Annotated in this window: 15 protein-coding genes; 4 read left to right on the top strand and 11 right to left on the bottom strand. The window is 73.8% G+C overall.

The window, feature by feature from the left end; translation table 11 throughout:
• The first annotated feature begins 44 nt into the window (after positions 1–44).
• Entirely contained in the window at positions 45–2,702 is a 2,658-nt protein-coding gene (locus CYJ76_RS04270) for a zinc ribbon domain-containing protein (protein ID WP_101849349.1), read from the top strand.
• A 214-nt stretch (positions 2,703–2,916) separates the two neighbouring features.
• Positions 2,917–5,727 carry an AfsR/SARP family transcriptional regulator gene (locus CYJ76_RS04265; protein WP_180802205.1) on the top strand — a complete coding sequence of 937 codons (2,811 nt, stop codon included), beginning with the start codon at positions 2,917–2,919 and terminating at the stop codon, positions 5,725–5,727.
• Between the two features lie 68 nt (positions 5,728–5,795).
• Here the strand turns inward: CYJ76_RS04265 and CYJ76_RS04260 are convergent, their stop codons facing one another.
• The 7 genes from CYJ76_RS04260 to kdpA form a co-directional block, all read right to left on the bottom strand.
• Positions 5,796–6,734 (bottom strand): hypothetical protein, encoded by a 939-nt coding sequence (locus CYJ76_RS04260; RefSeq protein WP_101849347.1) that lies wholly within the window; start codon positions 6,732–6,734, stop codon positions 5,796–5,798.
• A gap of 111 nt (positions 6,735–6,845) precedes the next feature.
• On the bottom strand, positions 6,846–7,592 hold the full coding sequence (locus CYJ76_RS04255; protein WP_101849346.1) for a hypothetical protein: 747 nt from the start codon (positions 7,590–7,592) through the stop codon (positions 6,846–6,848).
• A 118-nt stretch (positions 7,593–7,710) separates the two neighbouring features.
• Positions 7,711–8,394, bottom strand: a complete 684-nt coding sequence (locus CYJ76_RS04250; RefSeq protein ID WP_070704337.1) for a response regulator transcription factor — start codon at positions 8,392–8,394, stop codon at positions 7,711–7,713.
• Entirely contained in the window at positions 8,391–11,027 is a 2,637-nt protein-coding gene (locus CYJ76_RS04245; protein ID WP_101849345.1) for an ATP-binding protein, read from the bottom strand. The genes CYJ76_RS04250 and CYJ76_RS04245 overlap by 4 nt, the downstream gene beginning before the upstream one ends.
• Before the next feature lie 10 nt (positions 11,028–11,037).
• The gene (gene kdpC, locus CYJ76_RS04240; RefSeq protein WP_070704331.1) at positions 11,038–11,628 is read right to left on the bottom strand and encodes a potassium-transporting ATPase subunit KdpC; all 591 of its coding nucleotides are present in this window, start codon (positions 11,626–11,628) and stop codon (positions 11,038–11,040) included.
• Positions 11,628–13,682 carry a potassium-transporting ATPase subunit KdpB gene (kdpB, locus tag CYJ76_RS04235; protein WP_101849344.1) on the bottom strand — a complete coding sequence of 685 codons (2,055 nt, stop codon included), beginning with the start codon at positions 13,680–13,682 and terminating at the stop codon, positions 11,628–11,630. The genes kdpC and kdpB overlap by 1 nt, the downstream gene beginning before the upstream one ends.
• The gene (kdpA, locus tag CYJ76_RS04230; RefSeq protein ID WP_070704326.1) at positions 13,679–15,325 is read right to left on the bottom strand and encodes a potassium-transporting ATPase subunit KdpA; all 1,647 of its coding nucleotides are present in this window, start codon (positions 15,323–15,325) and stop codon (positions 13,679–13,681) included. Before kdpA ends, kdpB begins: the two co-directional genes overlap by 4 nt.
• A 337-nt stretch (positions 15,326–15,662) precedes the next feature.
• Here kdpA and CYJ76_RS04225 point away from each other — a divergent pair, with 337 nt between their 5' ends.
• Complete coding sequence (locus CYJ76_RS04225; protein WP_101849343.1) at positions 15,663–17,279, top strand: inorganic phosphate transporter; 1,617 nt, start codon at positions 15,663–15,665, stop codon at positions 17,277–17,279.
• A gap of 61 nt (positions 17,280–17,340) precedes the next feature.
• On the opposite strand, the gene CYJ76_RS04220 is transcribed toward CYJ76_RS04225, so the two are convergent.
• Positions 17,341–18,120: a putative hydro-lyase gene (locus tag CYJ76_RS04220; RefSeq protein ID WP_101849342.1), complete on the bottom strand. Its 780-nt coding sequence runs from the start codon at positions 18,118–18,120 to the stop codon at positions 17,341–17,343.
• Between the two features lie 400 nt (positions 18,121–18,520).
• Entirely contained in the window at positions 18,521–18,706 is a 186-nt protein-coding gene (locus CYJ76_RS04215; protein ID WP_070704317.1) for a VOC family protein, read from the bottom strand.
• Positions 18,707–18,736: 30 nt separating this feature from the next.
• On the opposite strand from CYJ76_RS04215, the gene CYJ76_RS04210 reads away from it, so the two are divergent.
• Positions 18,737–19,237: a GNAT family N-acetyltransferase gene (locus CYJ76_RS04210; RefSeq protein ID WP_101849341.1), complete on the top strand. Its 501-nt coding sequence runs from the start codon at positions 18,737–18,739 to the stop codon at positions 19,235–19,237.
• Positions 19,238–19,272: 35 nt separating this feature from the next.
• Here the strand turns inward: CYJ76_RS04210 and CYJ76_RS04205 are convergent, their stop codons facing one another.
• Positions 19,273–21,666 carry an FHA domain-containing protein gene (locus CYJ76_RS04205; RefSeq protein WP_101849340.1) on the bottom strand — a complete coding sequence of 798 codons (2,394 nt, stop codon included), beginning with the start codon at positions 21,664–21,666 and terminating at the stop codon, positions 19,273–19,275.
• Positions 21,667–21,745: 79 nt separating this feature from the next.
• Positions 21,746–23,611 carry a LamG-like jellyroll fold domain-containing protein gene (locus CYJ76_RS04200; RefSeq protein ID WP_101849339.1) on the bottom strand — a complete coding sequence of 622 codons (1,866 nt, stop codon included), beginning with the start codon at positions 23,609–23,611 and terminating at the stop codon, positions 21,746–21,748.
• Positions 23,612–23,621: the final 10 nt, after the last annotated feature.

The raw sequence follows: 23,621 nt of genomic DNA, 5'->3' as shown, positions 1-23,621 counted from the left end.
CCACCCACGAGCCACGCACTTCCCCCCATCCCGAGAGGACACGCATGACCACCTGCCAGCAGTGCGGGAGCGAGCTCGCTCCCGCATCACACTTCTGCGCCCAGTGCGGCGCAGCCCGCCCCGAGCCGGCCACCCCGCCGGCCGCGGAGGAAAACACCTCGCCCACGGGTGAGCCGACGGCGTCGCACACCGCCGGGTCGCCCCGCGAGGCCGGCCCCACCGTCGAGGGGGTGGCGGACGCCCCCGCGCCGTCGGCCCCCACCACGGCTCCGCTCGCCGCCGCCCGCACCGGCACCGGGTCGCTCGACCTGGACGCTGACACCCTCAAGCCGGCCGCCCTGGGTGGCCTGGTCGCGTACGGCGCGGCCCTGGCCGCCTCCGTGGTGACCATGCTCGTGATGTTCATCGGGTCGGTCATCCAGGGCGACGACGGCCCCTCGGGCTCCAGCGACCTCAGCGGCGCCGACGTGAACCTCGGCGACATCCTGCTCTCGCTGCCCTTCCAGATGGTCAGCCTGGGGTCCTTCGGCACCCTGAGCCTCGCCAACGGCGAGGACTCCCTCGGCCACGTGTGGCTGCCGCTGTTCACCGTGGCCCCGGGCCTCGTCCTGGGCGCCGCCTTCTGGGCCCGTCGGACGCGCCGCGCCGGCCAGTCGATGGGACAGACCTGGACGCAGGCGGCCCTCGCCGGCCTGGTGGCCGGTGCGCTGACCTGGGCGCTGGCCGCCCTGTTCGGCCTGCGCACCGAGGACACCTGGCTCGGTGAGTTCACCCTGCACGCCGGGTCCTTCACCGCGTTCCTCGGGGCGTTCGTGCTCACCGGCGCCGGGTGGGTGCTGGGCTCGCTGGCCCACCGGAGCCACGAGGTACGTCCGCGCGGGGCGTGGGCCGGTGCCCTCAGCACGTACGGCGTCCACGTGGCCGTGGTGTCCGTGGGCCTGCTGCTCGGGCTGCTGGTCGCGGTCCTCAAGGACAACGGCCTGGGGTGGGCGCTCATCGCCTTCCCGGTGTGGCCCCAGGTACTGCTGTGGGGCTACCAGGTGGTGCACTTCGGCAGCGTCACGGCCGGCAACGAGACCGCCGGCCTCTGGTCCGAGGCCTCGGGCCTGGTGCGCACCCTGTGGATCCTCCTGCTGCTGGTGGCCCTCGTCGTGGCCGGCGTGCGGTGGTGGGTGGTCCGCGACCGTCGCCACACCACGCTCAACTCCCCGGCCGGGTGGCTGGCCCTGCCGGCCGTCTTCGCCGGTGGCGCGCTGCTGATGCTGCTGCTCACCCAGGTGAACGCGGGCATGTCCTTCATGGGCATGAGCGAGGCAGGGCGCATCGCGCCGACCACCACGATCCTGCTCACCGCTCCGTTGGCGGGTCTGGCGGTGGAGCTCGTGTCGCGCTTCGTGGCACCCCACCTGGTGCAGTACGTTCCCGCGTCCCTGATGGGGCGCTGGCAGGCCGCAGCCGCGGACTCCACCACCGTCGACGACCCCACCCCGGCCGCCACGCTTGCTGCACCCGCCCCCGGTGCACCCGCCGTGGCGGACGACGCCACCCAGGCCATCCCTACCCCCACCGCCGGAGACAGCGGCGCCACGGCGTGGCACGGCGAGACCGCACCGGGGTCCACGGACACCACGACGTCCACCGCACCGCTGGGTGCGGGCGCCGGGGCCGGCACCCCCATGGACCCGGCGACGAAGCGCCGCCTCACTCTCGGCGCGATGGTGCTCGGCGGTGTCGTGCTGGCCCTGCTGGTCCTGTCGCTGCTGAGCAAGGCGGTCAACTCCGCCTTCTTCGCCCCGGAGAAGCAGGTGGAGCAGTACATGGAGGCCGTCGTGGACGGGCGCGGCAGCGACGCCATGCGCCTGGCCGACCCCAACATCCCCACCGACCAGCGCCTGCTCATGGTCGACGAGGTGTACGCCGAGGTGGAGAACCGGCCCACCGGCTTCGAGATCGGTGAGGTCAAGAAGGAGGACGACCGCGCCGTGGTGCCGGTGAAGTACACGCAGAACGGCGTCACCGAGTCCGTGGACGTGGCGGTGGAGCGCGATGGCTCGTCCTTCGTGTTCTTCGACAAGTGGAAGATCGCGGACGCCTCCCCCCTGACCGGTCACGTGGACGCCTACGTCCCCGAGGGCACGGAGAAGGTGGTCGTCAACGGCCGCGAGGTGCCCACGAACGCCCGCGCGGAGAGCGGCTTCGCCGTGCTGCCGGGCACCTACCGCTTCTCCCTGCCCAACAGCACCTACCAGCAGTCCTCCGGCGAGGCGGTCCGCACCTGGGGCCCGGCGGGCCAGGAGTCGTCCGCCGGCCAGGACGACGGGCAGCTCACCTACGAGCCCACCCCGGCCCTGGAGGAGGAGGCGCTCAAGCAGGCGAAGGCCCACCTCGAGGAGTGCGCCAAGAGCACCGACGCCGAGCCCCAGGGGTGCCCGTTCTCCACGTACACCAGCGAGGACGTGCGCAACGGGTCGTGGAAGATCGACCAGCAGCCGCAGATGCACCTCGAGGCCGGCGACGACTGGGGACAGGGCGGGCTGAGGCTCACCACCGACTCCTCGGGCCGGGCCACCTACTCCTACGAGGAGGACACGGCGATCTTCGACGAGCCCCCCACCTGGGAGAAGAAGACCGACGAGGTCGAGTTCGACCTGAACGGTGAGGTGCTCGTGCAGGGCGACGAGGTGAGCGTCACCTGGCAGTGAGCCGATGACGCTCGACCACCCGGGGTGGCCCGGACCGCACGCGGCCCGGGCCACCCCGTTCGTGTGCCGCGTCGTTCCGCGCCCGCGACCGACCGGGGAACCGGCGGGAGACACCGTGATGCACCTGACAGAAACGGTGGGTACCGTCCGCCCGCCGCGTGGGCGACGATGGGCGTCCACCCGGCGCGCTGCCGGCAGACACCACGGAGGGAACGTGCAGCTCTCGGTCCTCGGCCCCCTCGAGGCCTTCACCGCCGACGGCCGGCCGCTGGACCTCGCCCTGCGTGAGCGACGCATCCTCGAGCTGCTGGCCGCCGCCGCGCCCCGCAACGTCTCCGCCACCGAGATCATCGAGGCGCTCTGGCCAGACGGTCCCCCGCGCACCGCGGCCAACCAGGTGCAGGGGTGCATCGGCCGCATCCGCCGGGCCGTGCCCGAGAGCGAGGGCAAGGTGGTGCTCACGGTGGCGCGCGGCTACCGCCTGGCCGACGAGGTGGGCCTGGACCTGCACCGCTACCGCGAGGCCGTCCGCCTGGGCCGGGAGGCCTTGGCCGCCCAGCGCCCCGAGGAGGCCCACGCCCAGTTCTCCACGGCCATGGACCTGTGGCGCGACGACCCCTTCCCCGATGCCGTGCCCGGCAACCGGGCGAGCGCCCTGGCCGCCCGCCTGCGCAGCGCCCACCTGGACCTGTGCGAGGAGCACTGGCTGCTCACCGCCCGCACCGACCCCGCCCAGGCAGTGGCCGAGCTGCAGCAGGTGGTGGAGCTGCACCCCCTGCGGGAGAGCGCGTGGGCGGCCCTGATGCGCGCGCAGGTGACGGCGGGCAAGAGCTCCGAGGCCGTGGACACCTACGGCCGGGCGCGGACCTTCCTGCGCAGGACGCTGGGCGTGGAACCCTCCGAACCGCTGCGTGCGCTGCACACCGCGGTGCTGCGCGGCGAGGAGCAGCCCGCGCAACCGCCCACCCGCCCGGTGGCGGCCGGGCACCTGCCCCCGGCGCCGGTGGGCTTCGTGGGGCGGGAGGAGCTGCAGCAGCAGGTCTCGGCCGCCCTGCTGGGGCCGATGGTGCGGCGCGTGGTGGTCGTGCACGGCCCGGCCGGCATCGGCAAGACCGCACTGGCGCTGCAGGTGGCGCACGAGGTGGCCCCCCACTTCCCCGATGGGGTGCTGCACGTCCCGGTGCACGGCCCGGGGCAGACCCTCTCGACCGAGCAGGTCGTGGAGGAGTTGCTCTCCCAGCTGGGCGTGCCGACCCGGTCGGGGATGGCGGAGCACGAGCAGCGACGTCGCGCCCTGGCCGAGGAGCTCTCGACGCGACGTGTGCTGGTGGTGCTGGACGACCTGATCGACGCCGACCAGCTGCACCGGGTGCTGCCCGTGGGGCCGGTGACCGTGCTGGCCACCACGACCCACCCGGTGCCGCCGTCGCCCGGGGTGACCTGCCTGCCGGTCCCGCCGCTGGACCCTGAGGAGTCCGTGCAGCTGCTGCACGCGGCGCTGGGCTCGGAGCGCACGGAGGGCCACGAGGCGGCGGCCGCGGCGGTGGCCCGCGCCTGCGGCCACAGCCCGCTGGCCCTCAACCTCGTGGCCGGTCGGCTGCGTACCCGGCCGTCGTGGAGCCTGGAGGTGCTGCTGGACCGGCTCCTGACCCCCGGGCAGTCGCTGCCGGAGCTGGCCGAGCACGGCTTCGACCTGGGCGCCGGCGTGGAGAACGTGGTGCAGGGCCTGGGCGCGGCCGCCCGGGAGGCCTTCGCCCTGCTGCCGCTGGCCGGGGAGGACCCCTTCCCGGGCTGGGTGGTGGGGGCCCTCACCGGCCGGGACGACTGGTTCGACCAGGTGGACGCCCTCGTGGACGCCCACCTGCTGCTCGAGGAGGGCGTGGACGCCCTGGGACAGCCCCGCTACCGCGTCCCCACCCTTACCCGGGCCGTGGCACAGGGGCACGCCGACGCCCTGGGCGCCGAGGCCGTGCGGGCCGCAGCAGGTCGCCTCGTGGCCACCTGGTGGACTCTGGTGGAGCGCGCCCGGCACGCGCTGCCGCCGGCCTTGTACGACCTCGACCTGGTGGCGCCCGAGATCACCCCGCCGGAGCCGGCGACCCCGCTGGACCGCGGCACGCAGCGGGCCCTGGGAACGGCCCGGGCGTGGTTGCACACCGAGCGTCGTCCCGCCGCCGCGGCCGTGCAGGTGGCCGCCGAGCACGACCTGCCCGGGCTGGCGGCGGGGCTGGCCTGCAGCCTCATGACCTTCTTCGACTACGAGTGGCTCCACGAGGAGTGGCGCGCCACCGCAGGAACCGCCCTGGCCGCGGTGGAGGCCGCCGGGGCGGCCACCGGCAGCGCCCCCGACCGTCCCGAGGACGATCCCGACCTGCTGGGGATGCCCGTGGACGCCGTCACCCGCGCCCGCCTGCAGCGGGGCCTGGCGCAGTTCGACCTGTACCGGCAGCGCTACGAGCAGGCCGAGGAGCGCCTGCTGGAGGCGCTGGACGCCTTCGAGGCGGCGGGCGACGAGCGCGGCATCGCGCTGACCCACCTCAACCTGCTCACCGCCACCCGCGAGACGCACCGCCGGGCCGAGGCGCACGCCCACGCCCGGGAGGCCGGGCGGTGCGGGGTGCTGCGCATCCGGGCCTCCGCGCGCTCGGCCCGGGCGGGTCTGGTGCTGGGCGACGACCGCCCCGAGGAGGCGCTGGAGCTCTACGACCTCGCGGTGAGCGACGCCACCCGGGCCGACGACCCGCACCGCCTCGGGCTGGCCCTGCGGGGCCGCGCCCGCACCCTGGCCCGGCTGGGACGGATGCCGCGTGCGGTGTCCGAGGCGGAGCGCAGCGTGGCGTTGTTCGACCAGATCGAGGACTCCGGCTGCCTGGCGCACGCCCTGCGCATCCTCGGCGAGCTGCGCGCCGAGGCCGGCGACGAGGCCGGCGCCCGGGAGGCCATGGAGCGCGCGGACGGGCTGTACCTGACGGTCGGCCGACCCGGCGCCCGCGGACCGTACGACGCCGCGGCGCGCTTCCGCTGAGCACGACGACGGGGCCGGGTGGGGATCAGTCCCCACCCGGCCCCGTCGCGGGTCCGAGGTGCCCGGTGTCAGTTGCTCCAGGTGAGCTTGGTGGGCATCTCGGAACCGCTGCCCCTGACGCTTGCGGTCACCGCGAGGTCGCCGGCGTCCTGCACGCCCCAGGCCACCCGGTAGGTCTGCGACTCCCCCGGCGGCACGGGGTCGCTCGGCAGGCGGATCTCCTGCGTGTAGTCGAAGATGCGTTCGGCGTCCTGGCCGCCGGACTGGGCCAGGAGGTAGTACGAACCGATGCCCAGCGGCGCGTCCCCGCGGTTGGTGACGGTCACCTCGTGGACCACCGCCTCGGAGGTCTTCTGGGCACCGGCCGCGCCCTCGGCGGGCTGGAACGGCTCGGGCCGGCCCACGGTGATCTCCACGTCACCGGCGCTGGCTGCGTCCCCGAAGGCCACCGCGGCGGCGTCCTCGTCCGGGGTGGTCGGGTCCTCCGCCGGGGTCGTCTCGTCCGGGGTGGTCGGGTCCTCCGCCGGGGTCGTCTCGTCCGGGGTGGTCTCGTCCGGGGTGGTCGGGTCCTCCGCCGGGTTGGTCTGCTCCACCGACGTCTCGTCCCCCGTGCTCTGGTCGTCCTCGGAGTCACCCCCGAACCCGCCGAGGACGAAGAACAGCGCTGCCAGCACGGCCAATACCAGCAGGCCAGCACCCACCAGGCACCCGATGGCGGTGCGGTCGTGCCCGCCCCCGGAGCGCCCGCCCGAGCCCCCGTGGCCCGTCATCGGGTGGGCGGGGTACGCGGGCTGTTCCCGGGCCGGGGTGGCGCCGTACTGCCCGTAGGCGTCCTGGACCGGCTGGTCGTAGGGCGACGACTGCTGCCCCCCGTACACCGGCGGGGTGGGCTGGTCGTAGGGACGGGGCGACCCACCGCCACCGGCGGGGCCGGGCTGGATGCGGTGGGGCTCGGTCGGGCGGTCCTCCCAGTCGGGCGAGCCGGGGGGCGGAGGCGGTGTGGTCATGGTCTTCTCCCTCGTGCGATTGCTCCCAGTACACCTGACGCCACGCGGTCGGACGGGCGACCACGGGCCCATTCCGGTCCGTGGGTCCACGACCCGCGGTGGGTGGGACGGTCACCTCTCCCAGGTGGAGGTGCCGCGGCCCCCGTCGGGGGTCACCACCGAGCCGGTGACCGTCAGGTCCTCGGTGTCCTCCACCGACCAGCCTATGCGGAAGGTGGTGGACCCGCCGGGCTCCACCGCGCCCGACGGCTGGCCGAGGTCCTGGCCGAAGTCGAACCCGCGACGCACGTCCTCGCCGCCGGCGGTGGCCCGGAAGGTCAGGAACGAGACCTCGAAGGGCTTCTCCCCGTGGTTGGTGACCGTCACCTCCTGCACCACCGGATGCGCGTCGGGCGAGAAGCCGGCGGCGGTCTCGCTCGGGGTGAACGACTGCGGCTCGCCCACCACCACCTCCACCCCGTGCACGGTCGCACCCTCCCCGAAGCCGACCGCCTCCGGCGACTCGGCGGCCGGGCCCGTGGGCACCGACGGCAGGGCCACGCTCGGCACGGCCGGGGCCGACGGCATCGCGGGGCCGCCCGTGGGGTCGGTCTCCTGCGGCCGGTCCTCGTCCAGGCCTCCGAACAGCCAGAAGCCGGCCACCACCAGCAGCAGGGCCACCAGCCCGCCGCCCAGCAGGCAGCCGAGGGTGGTGCGGTCCGGCCCACCGGACGAGCCACGCCCACCGGAGGACCGCGGCGCGGACGGGGCGGCGTCCGCCATCGGGTGGCTCCCGTCCACGGGGCCGGTCTGGATGCGCTGCGGGTCGGTGGTGCGGCTCTCCCAGTCGGGTGCCCCGGGGGTCGGCGGCGTGCTCATGGTTCTCCTCGTGCGACGGCGCCCCAGTACACACCACCGCACCAGCGGTGCGTCGCTGCCGTCCACAGGGCCCGGTCGTCGCGTGCCGTACGACGTGGCCCGCTCCCACCGACACCCCTCACCGGACCAGGCGGTAGCCCATCCCGGGTTCGGTGAGCAGGTGGCGCGGTGCGGTGGGGTCCGGCTCCAGCTTGCGGCGCACCTGGTTGGCGTAGACGCGCAGGTAGTTGGACTCGCGCCCGTAGCCCGGTCCCCACACGGACCGCAGCAGGTCCGCATGGGGCACGAGACGCCCGTCGTGGCGGGCGAGCTCCTCCAGGAAACGCCACTCGGTGGGGGTCAGGTGCACCGGCTGGCCGGCCACCTCGCACGATGCCGTGGCGAAGTCGAGCACGAAGTGGGCGGTCACGAAGGGCGGTGTGGCCGCGTTGGTCACCGACTCTCCGCGGCGTAGGGCAGCCCGTACCCGGGCCATGAACTCATCGGAGCCGAACGGCTTCGTCACGAAGTCGTCGGCGCCCTCGTCCAGCGCCTCGACCTTGTCGTCGGAGGCCCGCCGGGCCGAGAGCACCACCACCGGCACCCGGCTCGTGCGGCGGATCCTCCGCAGCACCTCCACACCGTCGATGTCCGGCAGCCCCAGGTCGAGCACCACCAGGTCGGGTGCGTCCTGCTCCACGGAGTCCAGCGCGTCACGGCCACAGCCCACGGCCTCCACCTCGTAACCGCGGGCACGGAGGTTGATGCGCAGGGTGCGGCGGATGGCGTCCTCGTCGTCCACTACCAGGATGCGGGGGGTCATGCGTCGCCCTCCTCGGGGACCTCGGCAGCAGGGGACGCACCGGCCACGGCGCAGGGCGCGCCCGGTGACGAGTGGTCGACCCCGGGATCCGGTGCGGGCAGGGTCACCAGCATCGTCAGCCCGCCGCCGGGAGTGGGCGCGGCCTCCAGGGTGCCACCCATCTCCGTGACCAGGCCCCTGGCCACCGCCAGACCCAGCCCCACGCCGTTGCCGGCCGGCACGTCACCCAACCGTTGGAACGGCTCAAACATGCGCGCCCGCTGGTCGGCGGCCACGCCCACCCCGGTGTCCGCCAGCTCGAGCACCACGGAGGCGCCCGAGGGATCCGCGTCGTCTCCCTCCACCCGGCGGGAGCGAAGCCGCACCGGTTCCCCGGCGGGCTGGTGGCGCAGGGCGTTCTCCAGCAGGTTGCCCAGCACCCTTTCCAACAGACCGGGGTCGGCCAGCACCACCCGGGCGGCGGGGTCGAAGTCGCACTCGACCGCAGTGGCACCCTCCTCCCCCTCCAGGGCGCTGTGCACCGTCTCGGCCAGGTCCACAGGACGCAGTGTGGCCACCACGGCCCCGAACTGCAGGCGCGACATGTCCAGCAGGTTGTCCACCAGGGCCTCGAGGCGGTCCGAGGAGTGCTCGATGATCTCCTGCAGCTCCTCGCGATCCTCCGGAGCGAAGTCGACCTCGGTGCTGCGCAACGACCCGATGGACGCCTTGATGGCGGCCAGCGGGGTCCGCAGGTCGTGGGAGACGGCCGAGAGCAGCGCCCGGCGGGCCCGGTTGTCGCGGGCCAGCTCGTCGGCGGTACGCGCCTCCGCCTCCAGGGCGCGGCGCTGCACCACGGCCTCGGCGTGCACGGCCAGGGCGGAAACCACGCGCCGCTGCATGGCCTCCAGCGGTCGGTCGGTGACCAGCACCAGCTGGTGGCCGTCCCCCACCGGTTCCCGCAGGGTCTCGGCACCCTCCGCAGTGCCTGCTGGCGGCTCCGATGCGGTGTCGGCAGGTCCGTCCGTGGCGTCCGCCGACGCCTCGACCACCGGCGGGCTCCCCTCCTCGAGGCGCACCAGGGACACCCGGCGCAGGCCCAGCAGCTCCACGGCCTGGCGCAGGAGGGTCCCCATCGGGTCGGCACTGCCCAGCACGGTGGGCGCCAGGGCCGCCAACGAGTGCGAGACCTGCTGGGCCCGCACGGCTGCCTGGGCCCGCCTCGCCCGCGCATGGACCACCCCTGCCACGAGCCCCGCGATGAGCACGTACACCACGATGGCGGCCACGTTCTGCGGGTCGGAGATGGTCCACTCGTGCACCGGCGGGGTGAAGTACCAGTTGAGCAGGGCCGAGCAGATCACCGCCGAGGCCACGGCCGGCCAGAGTCCGCCGGCCAGGGCCACCACCACGGTCACCAGGAGGTAGACCTGCACGATGAGGGGCAGCGCCCCGCCGGAGGGCAGCAAGGTCATCGGCGGCGTGAGCAGCAGCGGCAGCAGCACCGCCAGCACCCATCCCCAGCGCACCTGCTCGGCCGGGAGGTCCGCCACCGGGCGGGAGAGCCCACCGCGGCCGGCCAACGCATGGGTCACCACGTGCACGTCGATCTCACCGGAGTCCCGGATGATCTTCTCGCTCGTGCCGGCGTCCACGGCACGGCGCCACCACGGCCGCCGGCTGGACCCCACCACCACCTGGGCGGCGTTCACGCCGCGGGCGAACTCCAGCACGCCCTCGGCCGGGTCGCGCCCGGTGACGGTGTGGAAGGTGCCCCCGAGCTCCTCGGTGAGCTGTCGCAGCCCGGCCACCGCGCCCGGCGAGGAGACGGTGAGTCCGTCCATGGGGGCCACGTGCACGGCGTGGAAGGCCCCTCCGGCCGACCGCCCGGCGATGCGGGCGCCGCGACGCAGCAGCGTGCTGCCCTCGCGTCCCCCCGAGACGGCCACCACCACCCGGTCGCGGGTGGGCCAGGTGCCGTCGATGCCGTGCTCGATCCGGTAGGCGGCCAGGCCCTCGTTGACCCGGTCGGCGAGCCACAGCAGGGCCAGCTCGCGCAGGGCGGCCAGGTTCCCGGGCCGGAAGTAGTTCTGCAGCGCGGAGTCCACCCGCTCGGGCCGGTAGACCAGACCGTCGGTGAGACGTGCCCGCAGGGCCTCCGGCGAGAGGTCCACGAGCTCCACCCGGTCGGCGGCGCGCACCTGGGCGTCGGGAACGGTCTCGCGCTGCACCACCCCGGTGATGGCGGTGACCGTGTCGTTGAGCGACTCCAGGTGCTGGATGTTCACCGTGGAGATCACGTCGATGCCGGCCTCCAGCAGGGCGCGCACGTCCTGCCAGCGCTTGGCGTTCTCCGAGCCGGGCGCGTTGGTGTGAGCCAGCTCGTCCACCAGCGCCACCTCGGGTCGACGGTCCAGCACGGCCTGCAGGTCCATCTCCTCCACGGCCACCCCGCGGTGCACGGTGCGGCGGCGGGGCACCACCTCCAGCCCCTCGGCGCGCCGCCGGGTGGCGGGGCGGTCGTGGTCCTCGAGGTACCCGATGACCACGTCCACCCCGTCGGCCGCGAGGGCGTGCCCCTCGTCCAGCATCGCGCAGGTCTTGCCCACGCCGGGGGCGGCGCCGAGTCGGATGCGGAGTCGTCCCTGGCTCATGGCGTGATTGTCACCGGTCCGTCCCGACGGCGTCGGCCAGGGCCAGGTTGAGCAGCAGGACGTTCACCCGGGGCGCCCCGACGAACCCCAGCGAGGGGCCGTCGGTGTGCTCCTCCACCAGCGCACGCACCTGCTCGACGGGGAGGTCGTTGGCGGCGGCCACGCGCGGCAGCTGGTACTCGGCGTACTCGGGGCTGATGTGGGGGTCCAGCCCGGACCCCGATGCGGTGACCGCGTCGGGCGGGACCGGCCCGGCGGCATCGGGGTTCTCCTGCCTCACGGCGGCCAGGCGCTCCCGGACGACCTCCAGCTGGGCGGGCTCGCGGGTGCCCAGGTTGCTGCCGCCGCTGGAGGCACCGTCGTGGTCGGTGGCCGAGGGGCGGGGGTGGAACCACCGCGGGTCGGTGGTCTCCTGCGAGAACAGCGCCGAGCCCACGGCACGGCCGTCGTGGTGCACCACCGAGCCGTCGGCCCGGGCCGGCAGGGCACGTCCGGCCAGCAGCACGGCGGCCGGGTAGAGCACGCCGAGCACCACGGTCATGACCAGCAGCATCCGCACGGCGGCGAGCAGGGGACGGGTCAGGGAGGAGTTCACGTTCATCACACCATTCCGGGAATCTGGGAGACGACCAGGTCGATCAGCTTGATCCCGACGAAGGGGGCCACCAGGCCACCGACGCCGTAGACCAGGAGGTTGCGGCGCAGCAGTGCACCGGCGGACGCGGCCCGGGCGTGGACGCCCCGCATGGCCAGCGGGATGAGCGCCACGATGATCAGGGCGTTGAACACCACCGCCGAGAGCATCGCCGACTGGGGGCTGGCCAGGTGCATCACGTCCAGGCGCCCGAGCCCCGGCAGGACGCCGGCGAACAGGGCGGGGATGACGGCGAAGTACTTGGCCACGTCGTTGGCCACCGAGAAGGTGGTCAGGGCCCCGCGGGTCACCAGCAGCTCCTTGCCCACGCGCACCACGTCGATCAGCTTGGTGGGGTCCGAGTCGAGGTCCACCATGTTGGCCGCCTCCTTGGCGGCCTGGGTGCCGGTGTTCATGGCCACTCCCACGTCGGCCTGGGCCAGGGCGGGGGCGTCGTTGGTGCCGTCACCCGCCATCGCCACCAGCCGGCCGCCGGACTGCTCGGCCCGGATGAGGCGCATCTTGTCCTCCGGCGTGGCCTCGGCCAGCACGTCGTCCACACCGGCCTCGGCGGCGATGGCGCGGGCGGTGAGCACGTTGTCACCGGTGACCATGACGGTGCGGATGCCCATGGCGCGCAGCTCCTCGAAGCGCTCGCGCATGCCGTCCTTGACCACGTCCTTGAGCGCCACCACACCCAGCACGCGGGCCGGGCGGCCGGGACGCTGCTCGGCCACCACCAGCGGGGTCGAACCCTGCTGGGAGACCTCGTCCACGATCGCCCCCAGGGCGTCGCCCACGGTGCCACCGGCCTCCCGCACCCAGGCGCCCACGGCGCTGGCGGCCCCCTTGCGCAGGCGGGTCCCGTCGGGCAGGTCCACGCCGCTCATGCGGGTCTGGGCGGTGAACGGCACCGGTTCGGCACCGGCGGCGGCCAGCTCCTCCACGGTCGGACGTGCGCTCCCGGGGGCGGCGCGGTCGGCGGCCCACTCCACGATGGACCGCCCCTCCGGCGTCTCGTCCCAGAGCGAGGAGGTGCGGGCCGCTGCGACGGCCTCGGCCTCCTCCACACCGGCTGCGGGGTGCACGGCATCGGCCCGGCGGTTGCCGTGGGTGATGGTGCCGGTCTTGTCCAGCAGCAGCGTGTCCACGTCACCGGCGGCCTCCACGGCCCGGCCGGAGGTCGCCACCACGCGGCGCTGCACGAGGCGGTCCATGCCGGCGATGCCGATGGCCGAGAGCAGCGCCCCGATGGTGGTGGGGATGAGGCACACCAGCAGGGCCACGAGCATCACCGGCTCCACCCGGCTCCCGCTGTGCACGGCCAGGGGTTGCAGGGCCATGACCGTCAGCAGGAACAGGATGGTGAGCACCACCAGCAGCACCGAGAGGGCCTTCTCGTTGGGGGTGCGCTGACGGTCGGCCCCCTCCACCAGGGAGATCATCCGGTCGATGAAGCCGGCGCCGGGCGCGCTCGTCACGCGCACCACGATGCCGTCGGAGACCACCGTCGTGCCGCCGGTCACCGCGCAGCGGTCCCCACCGGACTCGCGGATCACCGGGGCCGACTCACCGGTGATGGCCGACTCGTCCACGGTAGCCACCCCCTCGTGGACGTCACCGTCGCAGGGGATGACCTGCCCGGCGGTCACCACCACGAGGTCGCCCACACCCACCTGTTGGGCGGGCACCTCCTCGGTGCTGCCGTCAGGCAGCAGGCGCAGGGCCGTGCGGTCGGTCTGGGCGGCGCGCAGGGAGTCGGCCTGGGCACGTCCACGACCCTCGGCCACGGCCTCGGCCAGGTTGGCGAAGAGCAGGGTGGCCCAGAGCCACAGCGTGGTGCCGATGCTGAACACGGTGGGGTCCAGCACCGTGTACAGGGTGGTCAGACCCGAGCCGATGAGCACGACGAACAGCACCGGCTGGTCGATGACGTGGCGCGGGTCGAGCTTGCGGAACGCCTGGGGCAGCGCGTCGAGGGCGGTGCGGGACAGGGACGAGCTGGACGGGGTGGTGCTCATGAGAGGGCCTCTCCGATGGGTCCGAGGGCGAGCGCCGGCAGGTAGGTGAGGCCGGCGACCAGGAGGGTGACGGCGAGCAGCAGCACCGCGAAGGTGGGTGTGGCCGTCGGGAGGGTGCCGCGCGTGGCCGGGCGGCGGGTGCGGGCGGCCAGGGCCCCTGCCAGTCCCAGCACCACGGCGATGGTCGCGAAGCGACCCAGCAGCATGCAGAAGGCCAGGCTGAGTGTGAACCACTCGTCGGAGGCCGTCAGGCCCGCGAACGCGGACCCGTTGTTGTTGGCTGCCGAGGCATAGGCGTAGAGCACCTCGCTGAGACCGTGCGGTCCGGAGTTGTTCAGCGCCGCCCCGGTGCCGGGCACGAGCACCGCCACGGCGGAGCACCCGAGCACCAGGGTGGGCACCACGAGCACGCTGAGAGCGGCCCAGGTGATCTCCTTCTGCCCGATGGACTTGCCGAGCAGCTCCGGGGTGCGTCCCACCATCAGGCCAGAGAGGAAGACCGCCACCACCAGCATCACGAGCATGCCGTACAGGCCCGAGCCCACACCGCCGGGCGACAGCTCGCCGAGCAGCATGTTGAGCATCAACATGCCGCCACCGACGGCGCTGTAGGAATCGTGCATCGAGTTGACCGCACCGGTGGAGGTTCCGGTGGTGGCAGCTCCGAAGACCACCGACCACGGCACGCCGAAGCGCACCTCCTTGCCCTCCATGCCGCCGGCCGTCCCCCGGGCGGAGACCATCTCGGCCCAGCCGATGACCACCACCGAGCAGGTGAGCAGGGCCCCCATCACGGTGGCCAGCAGGGCACCGTGACGGGCGTCACCCACCATCAGGCCGAAGGTGCGGGTCAGGGCGAACGGGATGACCAGGATGAGGCAGATCTCCAGCACGTTGGTCCACGGGGTGGGGTTCTCCAGGGGGTGTGCCGAGTTGGCGTTGAAGAAGCCACCGCCGTTGGTGCCGACCTCCTTGATGGCCTCCTGCGAGGCCACCAGTCCGCCCTGGAGCACCTGCGTGCCCCCGGAAAGGGTGGTCACCTCGGAGGGTGCCTGCAGGGTCTGGACCACACCGCCGAGCAGCAGGAGCAGCGCACCCAGGGTGGCCACCGGCAGCAGCACACGGAAGACGGTGCGGGTGAGATCCACCCAGAAGTTGCCCACGGTGTCCGCACCGCTGCGGGCCAGGGCACGCAGCAGTGCGCCCGCCACGGCGATGCCGGTGGCGGCCGAGACGAAGTTCTGCACCGTCAGGCCCGCCGCCTGCACCAGGTAGCCCGCTCCGTCCTCACCGGAGTACGACTGCCAGTTGGTGTTGGTGGTGAAGCTGACGGCCGTGTTGAGGGCGGTGTGCCAGTCCATGGAGCGGCCCAGCCCGTAGGGCAGGTGGCCCTGCACCAGGATGAGTCCCCAGAGGAGCAGCACGGACGCGACCGCGAAGGCGAGCACCGCGGCCAGGTAGGCCCGCCACGGCTGCTCGGCGCGGGGGTCGACGCCCACCAGTCGGTAGGTGAGGCGTTCGACGGCCCAGTCGTGCTCGTCGGTGAGGACCCGGTGGAGCCAGCCACCGAGCAGGTGGGCGGGAACGACGAGGAGGGCGGCGACGACGGCCAGCCCCAGCAGGGAGTGCACGAGGATGTTCACGGCACCACCTCAGTAACGGTCCGTCACGAACATGTGGACGATGTAGGCCAGGGTCGCGATCCCGGCACCCAGCGCGATGAGATCTTCGAACATGTCCCCCATCGGACCTCGCGGACACCGGGGTGGTGCGGGGCGTTGACGTGGGCCTGATGCCCTCTTGACGCGTTGTTGACGGCCGACACCGGCCACCCACCGCACAGACGGGGTGGTTCCCCGCCGGGCCCTCACCTCCCGGTGCTGTCGGCCTCCCCCTGTTCACCCACAGGAAACCCGCGCGTCGCCGAGGTGGGGCACGCTGTGCCCACGTCTTGTCCCCTCCCGTCGCACAGGAGTTCCCGTGGCCACCTCCGCACCCGAGTCCCCACCCACCACCGACGCCGGCCGCCACGGCGACGGCGGCCGCGACCTCTGGTGGCACCTGCTGTTCGCCGTGATGCTGGTGGGCACGCTCATCACCTTCACCAGCTGGGCCACCGGGCAGATCGACTCCCACCACGCGGTGCTCGTGGTGACGATCCTCTTCGGCCTGTTCATGGCCTTCAACATCGGCGGCAACGACGTGGCCAACTCGTTCGGCACCTCGGTGGGTGCCGGCACGCTGAGCATGAAGCAGGCCCTCATGGTGGCCGCCGTGTTCGAGGTGGGCGGCGCGGTCCTGGCCGGTGGTGAGGTCACCGAGACGGTGCGCTCCGGCATCGTGGACCTGGACGGCATGGCCCTGGCGCCCATGGACTTCGCCTTCATCATGATGTCGGCGCTCCTCGGGGCGGCCGTGTGGCTGCTCGTGGCCACCCAGATGGGCTGGCCGGTCTCCACCACGCACTCCATCGTCGGCGGCATCGTCGGCGCGGCGGTCACCCTCGGCCTGGTCACCGGCGAGGGCGGCTGGGAGATGGTGCAGTGGGGCGAGATCGGCCAGATCGTCATCTCCTGGTTCCTCTCCCCGCTGCTGGGCGGCGTCATCGCCTACCTGCTGTTCGGCCTCATCAAGCGGGGCATCCTGCAGTACAACGAGGCCGCCGACGAGCGCCTGCGCCGCATCAAGACCGAGCGCATCGAGCACCGCGCCCGCCACAAGGAGGCCTTCGAGCGCCTCAGCGAGCTGCAGCAGATCTCGTACACCAACGCCATGGCCCGCGACGCCGTGGTGGTGAGCGCCGACGGCGACTTCGACCGCGACGAGCTGGAGACCGACTACTACCGGGAGCTCTACCGCATCCAGGACCAGCGCGACGACGTGGCCGCCCACAAGGCCCTGGAGACCTGGGTGCCGCTGCTGGCGGCCTTCGGCGCCATCGTCATCACCGCGATGCTGCTGTTCAAGGGGCTCAAGAACCTGCACCTCACCGACGGGGTGGCCGACAACCTCATCGTGCTGGCCATGGTGGGCGCGGCGGTGTGGGTGGCCGTGTTCATCTTCGCCAAGAACCTCAAGCAGCAGTCGCTGGCCCGTTCCACCTTCGTGCTCTTCAGCTGGATGCAGGTGTTCACCGCCTGCGCGTTCGCCTTCAGCCACGGCTCCAACGACATCGCCAACGCCGTGGGACCGTTCGCGGCGGTGTTCGACGTGCTCAAGACCGAGCAGATCGGCGAGGAGGCCGCCGTGCCCGCCCCGCTGATGCTCGCCTCGGGCGTGGCCCTGGTGGCCGGTCTGTGGTTCATCGGCCGCAAGGTCATCACCACCGTGGGCTCGGGCCTCACGCAGATGCACCCGGCCAGCGGGTTCGCCGCCGAGCTCTCGGCCGCCGGTGTGGTCATGACCGCCTCGCTGCTGGGGCTGCCGGTGTCGTCCACGCACATCCTCATCGGCGCCGTGCTGGGCGTGGGTCTGGTGAACCGGGCGGCCAACTGGAACCTCATGAAGCCGATCGCCCTGGCGTGGGTCATCACCGTGCCGGCCGCGGCCGTGGTGGGTGCCGGGGGTGTGCTGGTGCTGCGGGCCGTGTTCGGCTGAGGCGTCCCCGCACGCGGCGGGCCGGGCGGGGACTCCCTGCCCGGCCCGTTCGCGTGAGGGCTCAGCGGCGCCCGTCGAGCACGTCGGTAACGAACATGTGTCCCGGCGCGTGCGTGATCGCCCACGGCGGGCGGGAGGCCTCGATCACCGCCTGCGGGGTGACGCCGCACGCCCAGAAGACCGGCACGTCGTCGGGCTCCAGGTCGGTGGGGTCGCCGAAGTCGGGGCGGGCCAGGTCGGCGATGCCGAGGGCGGCCGGGTCGCCGGCGTGCACCGGGGCGCCGTGGGCCAGGGGAACGTTCGCGCTGGTGGTGCTGGCCGTGGGCACCAGCGGCAGCGGCATCGGCCGCATCGAGACCACGAGCTCGCCGTGCAGTCGGCCGGCCGGGGTGAGCTGGCGGTCGGTGAGGTACATGGCCACGTTCCGCCCCTGGTCGATGTTCCGCACCGGCACCCCGGCGGCCTGCAGCGCGTGCTCGAAGCCGAACGAGCAGCCGAAGAGGAAGGCCACCGCGTCGTCGCGCCAGTGGGCGGTGGCGTCGGGCACCTCGTCGGTGACCTGCCCGTCGCGCCAGATGCGGTAGGCCGGCAGGTCGGTGCGCAGGTCCGCGCCCCGGGCCCACGAGATGGTGGGGTCGCCGGGGTCGGTGACGTCCAGGAGCGGCATCGGGGCCGGGTTGCGGTGGGCCAGCAGCAGCATGTCGAACGCCCAGTCGGCCGGCAGCACCACGAGGTTGGCCTGGGTGACGCCCGGGGCCACGCCGCTGGTGGGGCGCACCTCGCCGGCGCGGTAGCGGGCGCGCGCCTCGCGGGCGGCGGTCACGGCATCGGGGGTGGTCATGGCGCCAGCGTAGGCGGGCGGGGTGGGCGAGGCGGCCAGTGCGGCTCAGGCGGTCGGCTCCCGCCGCGCGTCGGGGCGGGCCGGCGCACGGGAAAGGTCACCGCGCACGGGAAAGGTGCTCCCCACACGGGTTGTTTCCCGCGCGGAGAGCACCTTTCGCGTCCGCACGGCAGCTTCGCGTGCGGAGAGCACCCTGGCGCAGGCGGACGAGGCGGCCGACGGGGACGGGTGGGGCCGGGTCCCCGGCCGTCCCGGGACGCCGCCCCATGAGCCCGGCGGCGGCTCCGCGCGGCTCAGACGGTCGGCTCAGAGCTGCCAACGTTCACGCCCCAGTTGATGCCGGACGTGTCCGTGAGGTCGCCGTGGACGTCGCCCCACATCTGCTGCTCCATGGGCATGTTCACCGCGCCTCCTCGGCCAGGCCGTCGAACTGGCGGCGCAGGGTGGCCTCGTCGGAGCCCCACAGCACCAGGTTCATGCCGCCGCGCACCACCTCGTCCTCGGGGCGGGTGCCGTCGGCCGCCATGAGCACGTAGCCGCCATCGGTCTCCAGCTGGCCGTGCATGACGCCCTCCGGGGAGCCCATGGCCGATCCGGCCGTGTGCCACCATGCCGTATGCCCTCCCCCGCACCCCGCCTGCGCGTGGCCACCCCGGCCGATGCCGCCGCTTGCGCCGCCATCTACGCCCCGTCCGTCCGCGACACCGCCATCACCTTCGAGCTGGAGGCCCCCGACGCCGCGGAGATGGCCCGCCGCATCGAGGGGGCGCTGCGGCACCACACCTGGCTGGTGGCCGAGGAGGGCAGCGAGGTGCTCGGCTACGCCTATGGCGGGCGCCACCGGGTGCGCGCCGCGTACGACACCACCGCGGAGGTGAGCGTCTACCTGGCCGAGGCCGCGCGCGGCCGGGGCCTCGGCCGCCTGCTCTGCGAGCGGCTGCTCACCGACCTGGCCGGCCGCGGGCTGCGACTGGCCGTCGCCGGCATCACCCTGCCCAACGCCGCCAGCGTGGCCCTGCACGAGCACCTCGGCTTCGAGCACGTGGGCACCTTCCGGCGCGTGGGGTGGAAGTTCGGCGAGCCGCACGACGTGGGGTGGTGGCAGCGCGACCTCTGAGGCCGCCCCGCCGCCCTACCGGGTCCCGCCGGGCCTCAGCGGCGGGTCGAGCGCTCCACCAGCAGCCAGGCCATCACCGAGGCCACCGCGTGCAGCAGCAAGAGCACCAGCGCGCTGAGCAGGTACACCGGCAGCTCGTGGTCCCACAGCGGGTCCTGGGTGCTGCGGCGCGCGGTCAGGGTCTGCAGGTCCACCGAGGAGGCCGCCATCGCGTAGCCCCACCGGGTGGGCGAGAGCCACGCCGCCTGCTCCAGCCCGGCCCGGTCCACCACCGGGAACAGGCCGCCGCTGAGCACGAGCATCACCATCATCGCCACCACCAGGGTGGGCATCACCTGGTCCAGCGTGCGCAGCACCGCCGAGACGCACAGCCCCACCGCCACGCACGCCGCGGCGCACAGGCCCATGGCCAGGGTGAGCTCCCACCACGACAGGCCGAAGTACGAGAACTCCGGGCGCCCCGTGTGGGCCAGCGTCACGGCCACGAGGATACCGGCCTGCAGCACCGCCACCACCGAGAGCAGCGACACCTTGGCCGCCATGTAGGCCAACGGGCGCAGACCCACCGCGGCCTCCCGGCTGAAGATCGGCCGCTCGGCCACCAGGTCGCGGATGCTGCCGGCCACGCCCATGAACGCCGCTCCCACGGCCACGATGAGCAGCACCATCATCGGGGAGGAGGAGGGGCGGGCCTCCATGCTGGGCTCGCGGAACCCCGCATCGCCCGGCACGAGCCAGGAGAGCAGGCCCACGAGCACCGGCATCGCCAGGGTCATGGCCACGTACACGGGGTCGGCGGCCATGACGCGCAGCTGGCGCCGGACCACCACCGACCACTGCCGCATCGGCGACTGCTGGCGCACCGGCTCGGAGATCTCCCCCGCCGGGCGCCGTGCCGGGGCCGGCTGCGGCGGACGGGTGCGGGCGAAGGCAGCCTCCACGCCCTCGGGGTCGGCGGAGACCTGCTCGAAGACGTCGGCGTGGTTGTCCGCCCCGAAGTGCGGCAGCAGCCCGGCCGGCGGGCCGAAGTAGGCCACGCGTCCGCCGGGGGCCAGCAGCAGCACCCGGTCGCACAGGTCCAGGTTGGCCACCGAGTGGGTGATGACCGCCACCGTGCGCCCGCCGTCGGCCAGCTCGCGGAAGGTGGTCATGAGGCGCTTGTCCAGGCCCGGGTCGAGGCCCGAGGTCGGCTCGTCGAGGAACAGCAGGGAGGGCTCGGTGAGCAGCTCCATGGCCACCGAGACCCGCTTGCGCTGCCCACCGGAGAGCCGGTCGATGCGGGTGCCGGCGTGGGGTGTCAGCGCGAGCGCCTCCATCACCTCGGCCACGCGGGCGGCCCGGGCGGCGGGCTCCACGTCCTCGGGGAAGCGCAGCTCGGCGGCGTAGCCCAGGGCGGCACGCACGGTGAGGTGGCGGTGCACGATGTCGTCCTGCGGCACGATCCCGATGCGGTGGCGCAGCTGGTCGTACGAGGCGTAGAGGTCCAGCCCGTCGTAGAGCACCTCCCCCTCGGTGGCCGGGCGGGAGCCGGTGAGCGCGCCCAGCAGCGTGGACTTGCCCGCACCCGACGGGCCGATGACGGCCAGCAGGCTCGAGCGCGGCAGCTCCAGGTCCACGCCCTGCAGCAGCACCTTGCCCGAGCCGAGGCGCACGCCGAGCCCGTGGGCGGTCAGGGAGACGTTGCCGTGGTCGCTGCCCATCACCAGGGCGCCGTCGCGCACCCGGAAGGTCGCGTGGCCCACGGCCAGGCGCTGCCCCTCGGTGAGCAGGCCGGACTCCACGCGCTGGCCCTCCAGGTAGGTGCCGTTGCTGGAGCCCAGGTCGGTGACGGCGAACCCCTCGGGCCGGGCCTCCAGACGCACGTGGCGGCGGCTGACGAGCAGGTCCTCCACCTGGATGTCGCAGTCGCGCTCGCGGCCGATGGTGAGCACCTGGCCGGGCTGCAGGTGCCAGCTGCCCTCGGTGCGGGCGGTGGCGTCGTCGGGGGTGGTGATGGTGGCAGTCGGTGCGCCCGGGAGGGGGCCGGTGCCGTCGAGGGGGTGGAGGCGGGTGGCCTCCGGCGGGGCCGGCTCGGCGGGTGCGGGCTCGGCGGGTGCAGGCTCCGGCTCCGGCTCGGGCTGCGGCGCGGGCTCGGCGGCGGCCTCCACGGCCACGGTGTGACCCCCCTCGCCCAGCCCGATGTGCTGCCCCGGGTGCACCGGCGCCGAGTCCGCGACCCGCGCCCCGTCGAGGAAGGTGCCGGCCGTGCTGCCGAGGTCCTGCACCCACCAGACGCCCTCATACAGCACCACGCGGGCGTGCCGGCGGGAGACGGCCAGGTCCGGCACCATCACGTCGGCCTCGATGCTGCGCCCGATGACGGCGCCCTCCGGTGAGGGTGGGACGGTGAACTCCGCCGATGCCGTGCGCAGGACGATTCGCGGTGCCATCTCAACCTTTCCCCGGGGAGTCTGCCGACAGGTTAGGTCACGCCCACGGGCACCGGGCGGGCCGCCCCGCCTGCCGCCCTCAGGTGCGCGTCATGAACTCCTCGGGCCGCAACGCGCGCTCCACGATGCGCACGTCACCCAGCCGGGCGCGCGTCACCGCATCGAGCACGCCGTCCCAGGTGTACGCACCCACCAGCCACCGGCGCCCCAGCGTGGCCAGGCCCCGGTTGCGGGTGAGCGGGTTGCGCGCCACGGGGCAGCCCTCCACGTACATCGTGGTGTGACGGCCGTTGTTCACCACCGCCACGTGCCACCAGCGGTCCGTGCGCAGCTCATGGCCCCAGTTCGTCAGGCCCGTGTCCTGCGAGGTGGGGTAGGCCACCCACTGCAGCTGCCGCTCCCCCGAGAGGCTCAGCGTCACCACCGGTTCCTCCGCGTCGCCGCCGTGCTTGCCGGCCTCGGCAGCCGTGCCCTCGCGGCTCAGCAGGGCGGTCCAGGCGTCGCGTCCGGTCCACTCGGCCGGCATCCGGAAGAAGGCCTCCACCGTGTACCCGCGCTCCAGGGTGGCGTCGTTGAGCGGGGCCCCGGCCACGGTGCGCAGGTGGTCGCCCACCGCCTTGGCCGCCCCACCCATCGCGATGCTGGTGCGTCCCGGCTGCTCCGGGTGGTGGTCGGCCATCACCCGGAGCGGGGCGCCGGCGGCCACCACCTCGAGGTGGTTGCCGTGGCCGGAGAGGTCGCGCACCCGCTGGCCGGGGCGCAGCACGTCCCCGTCGCGCCCCTCCCACCGCCAGTACGCCACGGTGCCGGGCACCAACGCCTCGCGGACGGGCTGGCCGGGCAGCTCCGGGGCGGGCGCGAAATCCGCGAAGCGCGCGTCGAAGTCGATCTCCACCGTGAAGCGGTCCAGATCGCCGGTGACCACCAGCTCCTCGGCCATGAGCTCGTTGCGCCGCCCGGGATCCCGCTCGGTCACCCACGGCGCCAGGGTCTCCACGTCGATGACGCCGCGCGCCAGGTCGAAGCGGTAGAGCCGCACCATGGCCGCTCCGCCGTAGTAGCGCTGCTGGTAGTTGGCCAGGTGCAGGTGTACCTCGTGGCCGGCGTCGTTGACCATCGTGGTGCGACCAGACGGCCAGAAGTGACCGTTGAGCGTGAGGAACACGTGGTCGTGGCGGCGCACCAGGCGGTCCCACAGCTGCTGGCCGTACTCCGACGGGGCGGCCACGCCGTCTCCCGCATCGGCCTGCACGAGGTCGTGCGTGGTGAGGATGGTGGGCAGGCGGTGGGTGCGCAGCACGGCATCGGCCCAGGCGAAGCCGGCCTCCGAGAGGCGCCAGTCCAGGGCCAGCACCATCCAGTCGCGGCCGGCGGCGGTGAAGCGGTGGGCGGTGCTGTAGCCGTCCGGGCTGACGGCCACCACGCCGGGCTCGCGGGTGGAGCGGCGGAAGGCGCCCAGGTAGGGGGTGGCGCCGCGAGCGTCGGTGGTGTCCCCGCCCACGTCGTGGTTGCCGGCCAGCAGCGAGTACGGGATGCCGCTGTGGCGCAGTCTCCTCCACGCGCGGTCGAAGGCGTTCACCTCGTGGGGCAGGCCGTTCTCGGTGAGGTCGCCCAGGTGGGCCAGGAAGGCGATGCCCTGCCGCTGGCGCTCGCGCTGCAGGTAGCGCAGCGAGGCGGCGAGCGGCTCAGGGTGGATGGAGTCGTCGTCGAACAGGTACTGCGTGTCCGGCATGACGGCCAGGGTGAACTGCTGGTCGCCCACGGGCTGGGGCCTGGACCGGCGGGCGGCCACGGGCTCGGGGGCCTCTGCGGCGTCGGCGGGCGTGGCCCCGGCGGGGCCACCCAGACCCGTCAGGACACCGGTGAGCCCGGCGGTGCCGCTGCCCAGGATGACGGCACGGCGGGAAGGGGTGGCGCCATCGGCGCAGGTGTTCTCACGGCACATGCGCCGGACC

Origin of the sequence: Kytococcus schroeteri, assembly GCF_002847825.1 — a bacterium.
GTDB classification, from domain to species: domain Bacteria; phylum Actinomycetota; class Actinomycetes; order Actinomycetales; family Dermatophilaceae; genus Kytococcus; species Kytococcus schroeteri.
Note: the sequence above shows the minus strand (reverse complement) of the source record. Positions and strands in the feature narration are given on the sequence as shown.